General features: G+C 63.3%; 8 protein-coding genes. 7 read left to right on the top strand and 1 reads right to left on the bottom strand.

Translation table 11 applies throughout. From position 1 onward, the window contains the following. Positions 1 to 145: 145 nt before the first annotated feature. Positions 146 to 532 (bottom strand): type II secretion system minor pseudopilin GspI, encoded by a 387-nt coding sequence (gene gspI / locus OQK_RS25720; protein WP_016774968.1) that lies wholly within the window; start codon positions 530 to 532, stop codon positions 146 to 148. Between the two features lie 148 nt (positions 533 to 680). On the opposite strand from gspI, the gene gspG reads away from it, so the two are divergent. The 7 genes from gspG to gspF all read left to right on the top strand — a co-directional run. Continuing rightward, entirely contained in the window at positions 681 to 1,139 is a 459-nt protein-coding gene (gspG, locus tag OQK_RS25715) for a type II secretion system major pseudopilin GspG (RefSeq protein ID WP_016774967.1), read from the top strand. 47 nt (positions 1,140 to 1,186) lie between these two features. Further along, positions 1,187 to 2,107, top strand: coding sequence for a type II secretion system minor pseudopilin GspK (gene gspK / locus OQK_RS25710; RefSeq protein WP_050977876.1), 921 nt, complete (start codon positions 1,187 to 1,189; stop codon positions 2,105 to 2,107). Further along, the gene (gspL, locus tag OQK_RS25705) at positions 2,104 to 3,225 is read left to right on the top strand and encodes a type II secretion system protein GspL (protein ID WP_016774965.1); all 1,122 of its coding nucleotides are present in this window, start codon (positions 2,104 to 2,106) and stop codon (positions 3,223 to 3,225) included. Before gspK ends, gspL begins: the two co-directional genes overlap by 4 nt. Next, entirely contained in the window at positions 3,218 to 3,766 is a 549-nt protein-coding gene (gene gspM, locus OQK_RS25700; RefSeq protein WP_016774964.1) for a type II secretion system protein GspM, read from the top strand. Before gspL ends, gspM begins: the two co-directional genes overlap by 8 nt. Beyond that, positions 3,763 to 6,150 (top strand): type II secretion system secretin GspD, encoded by a 2,388-nt coding sequence (gspD, locus tag OQK_RS25695; protein WP_016774963.1) that lies wholly within the window; start codon positions 3,763 to 3,765, stop codon positions 6,148 to 6,150. Before gspM ends, gspD begins: the two co-directional genes overlap by 4 nt. Before the next feature lie 594 nt (positions 6,151 to 6,744). Continuing rightward, positions 6,745 to 8,151 (top strand): type II secretion system ATPase GspE, encoded by a 1,407-nt coding sequence (gspE, locus tag OQK_RS25690; protein ID WP_016774962.1) that lies wholly within the window; start codon positions 6,745 to 6,747, stop codon positions 8,149 to 8,151. Then, positions 8,151 to 9,299 (top strand): type II secretion system inner membrane protein GspF (gene gspF, locus OQK_RS25685; RefSeq protein ID WP_016774961.1); only part of this gene is annotated, 1,149 nt, incomplete at its 3' end. The genes gspE and gspF, both read left to right, overlap by 1 nt.

Here is a 9,299-nt window from a genome sequence, read left to right as displayed (position 1 = left end):
CCCGGAGGGAGAGGGGGCCGACCGAGGTGTCTTGAGTTTTACATCGACCTGAGCGACCGCGTTGATTATGGATTCAGAGCGATACGTTCAGGTCGGCGTATCTCTGGAACATCCCCGTATCGGTTCCCTCTCCCTCGGGAGAGGGCTAGGGTGAGGGGCTTCCTGGCCGTGACAACAGGGTCTCCAGTCTGGCCAACGGCGGCGCATTTTGATTGCGATCAAATACTTGGATTCCAACCTTGAGCAACCGTCCATTCTCTGCGCTGGCGATTACCTGTTCACAGCGCAACATAAGCCGTCCTTGATCACATTCAACAGCCTTCACCCCATTCGGCAATCGACCTTCCAGCCGTAGCTCAGCCATCCGGCTCTGCGCGGCAATCATCGCCACCGACCGATCCCTTAAAACCCCACTGCTCTGAGTCATCAACCCCGCCACCCGCACAGCGGCTGACATGGCGACGGCGATGATCGCCAGTGCCACCAGCACTTCGATCAGGGTGAATCCTTCCTCTCGCGTTCGCGCGCGCATACATGGCCCAAAAGCAAAACCCAGCCCTCGACGCTAACCCCCGTCCTTGACGGCTTGACGACGGAAACACCCGAGGATTTTCAACATCCCTGACATATCTTCTTGCAACACTGCGCGTCGAATTCGGATCAAGCCAGGGAATGTCGAGATGGATATCGCACCTTTGAACACGCTCAGTCAGTCGCCGCGCGTGCCGCGTGGGCAGCAGGGTTTTACCCTGATCGAGATCATGGTGGTGGTGGTGATTCTGGGGATTCTGGCGGCGATGGTGGTGCCCAAGGTGCTCGACCGGCCGGATCAGGCGCGGGCGACGGCGGCGAAGCAGGATATTGGTGGGTTGATGCAGGCGTTGAAGTTGTATCGCCTCGATCACGGCACGTATCCGAGCATGAACCAGGGGCTGAAGGTGTTGGTCGAGCGGCCGGCGGATGCGAAGAACAGCAACTGGCGGTCGTACCTGGAGCGTTTGCCGAATGACCCGTGGGGCCGGCCTTATCAGTACCTCAACCCGGGCGCGAATGGTGAGGTCGATATCTTTTCCCTCGGCGCCGATGGCCAGCCTGACGGCGATGGCGTGAATGCCGATATCGGTTCCTGGCAGTTGTAAGGCCGGCCGTGAACACAGGTTCGCTCAACGGGGCGAAGCAACGGGGCATGGCGATTATCAGCGCGTTGTTGATTGCCACCGTGGTGGCGGTGATTGCGGCGGGGATGTTGACGCGCCAGAGCGTGGCGACCCGGGCGCTGGAGGCCGATCAGCAGCGGGTGCAGGGGCGTTGGGTCGCGCAGGGTGGTCTGGAGATCAGCCGGCAGTTGCTCTGGGATGCGCGCCTGCGTGATCCGTTGACCCGGCGCGATCAGCCTTGGGCGCAGCCGTTGCTGGCGGCGGGTTTTGCCGGGCGGCTGGAGGACGAGCAGGGCAAGTTCAACCTGCGCAATCTGGTCGCCAACGAGCGCATCGATGAGGCGCAGGTGCAGGCGTTTGAGCGTTTGTGCGAGCTGATTGGTGTGAGCGCCGTTGTCGGGCAGCGCATTCGTCAGCGGGTGATTGCCGGTTATCCGCATCTGCTGAATGCGCAGATCGGCGCGACCGGTAAAGCCGGTTTCGACAGCGGCCGCGCGACTTCGCCGGATGCCGATCACAAACCGCCACCGCCGAAGGTGCCGATGCTGCGCACGCTGGATGATTTGCGCAGCGTCGAAGGCGTGACCGATGCGCTGATCGGCCAACTGGCGCCGTACGTGACGGTGATTCCGGCGACGACGTGGATCAACGGCAACACCGCCACGGCGCAGGTGCTGGTGGCGTATGTGCCGGGGCTTTCGCTGGAGCGCGCGACGGCGTTGATCGCCGAGCGTGACGCCGGGCGCTGGTTTATCAATCGCGGCGATTTTGTGAACCGCTTGCGCATGCCGCAGTTGGAAATGAGCAGCGTCAAGGTCGGCATCACCAGTGACTGGTTTCGTTTGCGCGGTGAGGCACGGCGTGATCGGCGGCGGGTCAGCCTCGACGCTTTGCTGCACCGCAGCGAGGATCGGCTGCCGCAAGTGATCTGGTCGCGGGTGGGCGCATGAGCCAGTTGCGCGTCGGGTTGCCGCCATTGGCGGAGCTGGAGTTGCACAGCGAAGTGAGTTGCGCCTGGCTGGATCGTCAGGGGCAGGCCAGTCGTGTGGAACGGCTTACGCTGAGTCAGTTGGGGCAACGGCCAAAACAGCCGCCGCTGCTGTGCTTTCTGCATCCGGCCGACAGCCTGCTCGCCAGCATTGATCTGCCGCCGCTGCCCGCGAACAAAACGGCGGCCGCTGTGCAGTGTGCGGCACAGGCGTTGATGCTCGGCGACAGCAGCCAGATGCATATCGGCCACAGCCCTCGCGATGCAAGCGGGCAGGTGCAAATCGCCTGGGTGGCGCGGCAGCACTTGCAGCGTCTAGCTGCGGTACTCAAGCAGGCGGGGTTGACGCTGCGCGGTTTGTATCCGGCGCCGTACAGCCTGCCAGTGCTGCCGGGGGTTGTCGCTTGTGTGGCGGACGGGCATTTGCTCCGGCGCGAGAGTTTGAACAGTGCGCAGGTTGAGCCGTTGCTCGGTGACGAAGTTGATGAGGCATCGTTCGCAGCTGACGCGACACAACGCTGGATCGGTCCATTGCCCGGTTGGGGGTTGCACGGTGGTCTGCAGCAAAGCGGCGGCGAGCAGCGCGGTTGGGGTCGCGCTGTCGGGTGTGTGGCTTTGGCCGTGGCCGTTTGGGTGGTCGGCCTGAATCTCTACGCCGCTCGCGAAGCGCGGCAGGGCCAGCAGCTCAAGGCGCAGATGAGTCAGCGGGTGAAGCAGGCGTTCCCGGAATTGCCGGTTATTCTCAACCCGCTGCAACAGGCGCGTCAGCAACTCGAGCAACGGCAAAAAGGCGCGGTCGATGACCCGGCGCAAAATTTCAATCGACTGGTGTTGCAGGCCGGCACGGGCATGCCGTTCATGGCTGGCAGTGTCGAGCGCCTGAGCTACCGTGACGGCGCTTTGCAACTGGCCTTGCTCAGCGATGCAAACCGTGGCGGCAACGACAAGGACTGGCAAAGCACCTTGGCCCAGGCCGGCATCAGCGTCACTGCCGATGACGCAGGCTGGACGCTGCGGCCGAGCGATGAATCCAGCGCAAACACCAACGAAGACGACGACAGCGGAGCAGACGATGAGTAGGGCGACGCTGGCGATTTACCGTGCGCGCTGGCAGCGCTTGCGCAGCCAGTTGCAGGCGCGTTGGCAGCCGTTGGCGCTGCGTGAAAAACGCATGGTCGCCGGCATGGCGCTGGTGCTTGTCGGTCTGTTGATCTGGCTAACGCTGGTCAAGCCGCCGTTGGCCAGGATCACTTTTTGGCAGAGCGAAACGCCCAAGTTGCGCGCGCAAACCGAGGCACTGGAAGTGCTGTTGCGCAGCGTCAATGTGCGGCCGCAGGGGCAAAGCGTTGGCCAGTCGCTGGAGCAAAGTCTGCAAGCGGCGGGGCTGGCTGGGCATTACCAATTACACGCGGCGGAGGACGGCGCGTGGCAGTTGAATGTCGACGCCGCGCCGGCCGATGCGCTGCTCGACTGGCTGCTCAGCCAGCCGTCACAACTTTCTCTGCAGGTGGTCGAGGCGCAGTTGCAGCGCGCAAACGAAACCTCGACCGATGTCACCGCCGGCACATTGTCAGGCACCGTTCGCATGGATCAGGCGCAGGGCGCTAAGGAAGCTTCATGAAGGAGTCACGCTGCAAACCGGCACGTCTGGCGCTGCCGTTGTTGCTGATGGCATTGAGCGCGTGCAACAGCACCACGGCGCCGCAGAATCAGCCGCCGCTATTGGTCGACAGCGAACTCGGGCGCCCGCTGGCCAACACCCAGCGCAGCGGCGATGCGGTGGCCGATCGCGAACGGGCGCAGGCTCAGGCGCGGCCGGTGCCCAAGCAGTTGCACAACATCAGTCAGCGTGGGCGCAGTGCTGGTGTTGCGCCGAGCAACACGGTTGCGCGCAATCCGTTGGGCGAGCAACCGGTGACGCTGAACTTCGTCGAGGCGGACATTCAGGCGGTGGTGCGTGCGCTGTCGCGGGCCACTGGGCAGCAGTTTCTCGTCGATCCACGGGTCAAGGGCAATCTGACCTTGGTCTCGGAAGGTCAGGTGCCGGCCCGTCAGGCCTATGACATGTTGCTCGCGGCGTTGCGCATGCAGGGCTTCAGCGTGGTCGATGTAGGCGGCGTGGCGCAGGTGGTTCCCGAGGCCGACGCCAAACTGCTCGGCGGGGCGATCTATAGCGCCGACAAACCGGCCGGCAACGGCATGCTCACGCGCACGTTTCGCCTGCAATACGAAAACGCGGTGAACCTGATCCCGGTGCTGCGCCCGATTGTCTCGCCGAACAATCCGATCAATGCCTACCCGGGCAACAACACTGTGGTCATCACCGATTACGCCGAGAACCTCACCCGTGTTGCGCAGCTGATCGAGAGCATCGACACGCCGAGCGCGATCGACACCGATGTGGTGCAGATCCAGAACGGCATCGCCGCCGACATCGCGCCGATGGTGGCCGACTTGCTCGACGCGCCGGGCAATGATCCGACGCAGAAAATCGCGGTGATCGGCGACCCGCGTTCGAACACCATCATCATCCGCGCCGGCAGCCCGGAGCGCACCGAGCTGGCGCGCAACCTGATCTACAAACTCGATAACGCGCAGAGCAATCCGAGCAATCTGCATGTGGTTTATCTGCGCAACGCCCAAGCAGCGAAACTCGCGCAGGCCTTGCGCGGTTTGCTCACTGGCGAGAGTGACAGCGGCAGCAGCGACGCGGCGCGGTCGGTGCTCAGCGCGATGGGCAGCAGCACCGGCGGAAATGCCGGGCAGAACGGCCAGAGCAGCACGCCTACCACGGGCACTTCAACGACGACTGGCAGCGGCGCAACCGGCGGTAGCTATGCGCAGGGTAGTGGTGGCGGCAGCAGCAGTGGCGGTACGCAGAGCAGCGAACAGAACGTTGCGTTCAGCGCTGGCGGGGTGACGATTCAGGCTGACGCCACCACCAACACGCTGCTGATTTCCGCACCGGAGCCGCTGTATCGCAATCTGCGTGAGGTCATCGATTTGCTCGACCAGCGCCGTGCGCAAGTGGTGATCGAAAGCCTGATCGTCGAGGTCGGCGAGGATGATGCCAGTGAGTTCGGTGTGCAATGGCAGACCGGCAATCTTGGCGGCAAGGGCGTGATCGGTGGCGCCAATCTCGGCGGCGCGGGTCTCAACACGGGGGCAAAGAACAGCATCGACGTACTGCCGCAGGGTTTGAACCTTGGCTATGTCAACGGCACGGTCGACATCCCCGGCATCGGCAAGATTCTCGACCTGAAAGTGCTGGCCCGAGCGCTGAAGAGCAAGGGCGGCACCAATGTGCTGTCGACGCCGAATCTGCTGACCCTGGACAACGAAGCGGCGAGCATTTTTGTCGGCCAGACCATCCCGTTTGTCAGCGGCAGCTACGTCACCGGCGGCGGGGGCACCAGCAACAACCCGTTCCAGACCGTGACCCGCGAAGAGGTCGGCCTCAAGCTCAACGTACGCCCGCAGATTTCCGAGGGCGGCACGGTGAAGCTGGATATCTATCAGGAAGTCAGCAGCATCGATGAGCGCGCGTCCAACAGCGTGACTGCGGCGGGCATCGTCACCAACAAACGGGCGATCGACACCAGCATTCTGCTCGACGATGGGCAGATCATGGTCCTCGGTGGTTTGCTTCAGGACGGCTACAGCCAGAGCAATGATGCGGTGCCGTGGCTGGGCAGCCTGCCGGGCATCGGCGCGCTGTTTCGCAACGAACGCCGGGCGATCACCAAGACCAACCTGATGGTGTTCCTGCGCCCGTACATCATCCGCGACAGCGAAGCGGGGCGCAGCATCACCCTCAACCGCTACGACTTCATGCGCCGCGCCCAGGGCGGCTTGCAGCCGGAACGCAGCTGGGCGATGCCTGACATGCAGGCGCCGCAATTGCCAAGCGCCGCGCAAGGCGTGCCAGCGCCGGGGCCGGGGCCGACATCAGGCCCACGCGCCACGATCAAAGCCGTACCGATTGAAGGGAGCACCCGGTTTTGACTGGAATGGGGACTGTGGCGAGGGGATTCATCCCCGCTCGGCTGCGAAGCAGTCGTAAACCGGGCACACGCGATTTGCCTGGAGGAACCGGTTCTCAGGTTTTGGGTCTGCTTCGCAGCCCAACGGGGATAAATCCCCTCGCCACAGAGGTTCCCATTGCCAAAGGGGATCGCATTGCTACAGGGAATCCCATTGCCACGGCACCGATTGAAGGGAGCACCCGGTTTTGACTGAGATGATGATTGTGGCGAGGGGATCCCATTGCCACTGAGGATTCCATTGCCACAGGGGATCGCATTGCCAAGGTACCGATTAAAGGGAGCACCCGGTTTTGACTGAGATGATGATTGTGGCGAGGGGATTCATCCCCGCTCGGCTGCGCAGCAGTCGTAAACCTGGCACACGGGATTTGCCTGGAGAAATTGGTTCTCAAGGTTTGGGTCTGCTGCGCAGCCCAACGGGGATAAATCCCCTCGCCACAGAGGTTCCCATTGCCACTGAGGATCCCATTGCCACAAGGGATCTCATTGCCCCAGAGGATCGCATTGCCACAGGGGATCGCATTGCTATGGCGAATTGTGGGGAGGGTGAGCGATGAGTGTATTGCCGTACGCCTGGGCCAAGGCGCAGCGCATTCTTTTGCGCGATGGCGTGCTGACGGTGTGCCCGTCAACGCCCGGCTGGTCGATCAGCGAAGTGCGTCGGCAGTTCGGTGCGACGCGGATCGAGCGGGTGCGCGATGACGAGCTCGACGGTTTGCTCGCCAGCGCTTACGCCGACACCGGCAGCGCGGCGGCGGTGGTGGGTGCTGCGGAAAACGAGGTTGATCTTGATCGGCTGATGCAGGACATGCCGGAAATCACCGACCTGCTCGACACCCAGGATGGAGCGCCGGTGATTCGCATGATCAACGCTTTGCTCACCCAGGCTGCGCGCGATGAAGCCAGCGACATTCATATCGAGCCGTTCGAAACCCATTCGGTGGTGCGCTACCGCGTCGACGGCACCCTGCGTGACGTGGTCTCGCCGCGCAAGGCGTTGCACGGTGCGCTGGTGTCGCGGATCAAGATCATGGCCCAGCTCGATATCGCCGAAAAACGCTTGCCGCAGGACGGTCGTATCGCCTTGCGCGTAGCGGGGCGGCCGATCGATATTCGTGTATCGACGGTGCCCACCGGCCACGGCGAACGGGTGGTGATGCGCCTGCTCGACAAACAGGCCGGGCGCTTGCATCTGGAAACCCTCGGCATGGATGCGCAGGTGTTGGCCAAACTCGATCACCTGATCCGCCAGCCCCACGGCATCGTTCTGGTCACCGGGCCGACCGGCAGCGGCAAGACCACCAGCCTCTACGCGGCGCTGGCGCGGCTGGATGCCAGCACCAGCAACATCCTCACCGTGGAAGATCCGGTGGAATACGACCTGCCGGGGATCAGCCAGATTCAGGTCAACGCCAAGATCGACATGACCTTTGCCCTCGCACTGCGGGCGATTCTGCGGCAGGACCCGGACATCATCATGATCGGCGAAATCCGCGATCTCGAGACCGCGCAAATCGCCGTGCAGGCCTCGCTCACCGGGCATCTGGTGCTGGCGACGCTGCACACCAACGACGCAGTGTCGGCGGTCAATCGCCTGATCGATATGGGCGTTGAACCGTTCTTGCTCGCGTCATCCATGCTCGGCGTCCTCGCGCAACGTCTGGTGCGGCGCCTGTGCAATCAGTGCAAACAGGAAGACCCGGCCACGCCCGGCACCTGGCGTCCGGTCGGTTGTGCGGCGTGCAATCACACCGGTTACAGCGGCCGCACCGGCATTCACGAATTGTTCTGCATCGACGACAACATCCGCACACTGATTCACCAAGGGGCAGGGGAGCAGGCTTTGCGCGCGGCGGCGTCGAAAGCGGGGATGTTCAGCCTGCGTGAGGACGGTGAGCGCTGGATTCGCAGCGGTGCCACCGCGCCGGAAGAAATCCTTCGTGTGACACGGGACGCCTGATGAATCGCTATCGCTTTGAAGCGGCGGATGCCACCGGGAAAATCGAGTTCGGGCACCTTGAGGCCGACAGCCAGAGCGCAGCGTTCAGTGCCTTGCGCGGACGTGGCCTGACAGCGCTGTCGGTGCACGAGGAAAGCAACGTCGCCCGACACGGCGGCGGTTTGTTCAGCGCCAGACTCTCCGACAACGACCTCGCCTGGGCCACGCGGCAACTGGCGAGCCTGCTCGGTGCCAGTCTGCCATTGGAAGCCGCACTGAGCGCCACAGTCGAGCAGGCCGAGAAAAAGCACATCGCCCAGACCCTCAGCGCCGTGCGCGCCGATGTGCGCAGCGGCATGCGTCTGGCGGAATCGCTGGCGTCGCGGCCACGGGACTTTCCCGAGATTTACCGCGCGTTGATTGCCGCTGGCGAAGAGTCCGGCGATCTGGCGCAGGTGATGGAACGGCTGGCCGATTACATCGAGGAACGCAATAACCTGCGCGGCAAGATTCTCACCGCGTTCATCTATCCGGGCGTGGTCGGGCTGGTGTCGATCGGCATTGTGATTTTTCTGCTCAGCTACGTGGTGCCGCAGGTGGTCAGCGCGTTCTCTCAAGCGCGGCAGGATTTGCCGGGGTTGACCCTGGCGATGCTCACCGCCAGTGATTTCATTCGCGCGTGGGGCTGGTTGTGTGCGGCGCTGATGGCCGGGGCGTTCTGGAGTTGGCGTCTGTATTTGCGCAATCCGGCGGCGCGCTTGAGCTGGCATCACCGGGTGCTGAAGTTGCCGCTGTTCGGGCGTTTCATTCTCGGCCTGAACACCGCGCGATTCGCCTCCACGTTGGCAATTCTCGGCGGCGCCGGCGTGCCGTTGTTGCGTGCATTGGAAGCGGCGCGGCAGACCTTGTCCAACGACCGCTTGAGCCTGAGCGTCAGCGAGGCCACGGCGAAAGTGCGAGAAGGCGTTAACCTCGCCGCCGCGCTGCGGGTGGAGAATGTCTTTCCGCCGGTGCTGATTCACCTGATCGCCAGCGGCGAGAAAACCGGCTCGCTGCCACCGATGCTTGAGCGCGCGGCACAGACGCTTTCCCGGGACATTGAACGACGGGCGATGGGCATGACCGCGTTGCTCGAGCCGTTGATGATTGTGGTGATGGGCGGGGTGGTT

It is taken from the genome of Pseudomonas sp. R62 (assembly GCF_000257605.1).
Classification (GTDB): domain Bacteria; phylum Pseudomonadota; class Gammaproteobacteria; order Pseudomonadales; family Pseudomonadaceae; genus Aquipseudomonas; species Aquipseudomonas atacamensis.
The sequence above is the reverse complement of the archived record's forward strand: the minus strand, read 5'-3'. Positions and strand labels throughout refer to the sequence as shown.

Bases quoted from the DNA above. Each gene is read 5' to 3' on its own strand.
- gspI (WP_016774968.1), bottom strand. From the start codon at position 532: ATGCGCGCGCGAACGCGAGAGGAAGGATTCACCCTGATCGAAGTGCTG.
- gspG (WP_016774967.1), top strand. From the start codon at position 681: ATGGATATCGCACCTTTGAACACGCTCAGTCAGTCGCCGCGCGTGCCG.
- gspK (WP_050977876.1), top strand. From the start codon at position 1,187: ATGGCGATTATCAGCGCGTTGTTGATTGCCACCGTGGTGGCGGTGATT.
- gspL (WP_016774965.1), top strand. From the start codon at position 2,104: ATGAGCCAGTTGCGCGTCGGGTTGCCGCCATTGGCGGAGCTGGAGTTG.
- gspM (WP_016774964.1), top strand. From the start codon at position 3,218: ATGAGTAGGGCGACGCTGGCGATTTACCGTGCGCGCTGGCAGCGCTTG.
- gspD (WP_016774963.1), top strand. From the start codon at position 3,763: ATGAAGGAGTCACGCTGCAAACCGGCACGTCTGGCGCTGCCGTTGTTG.
- gspE (WP_016774962.1), top strand. From the start codon at position 6,745: ATGAGTGTATTGCCGTACGCCTGGGCCAAGGCGCAGCGCATTCTTTTG.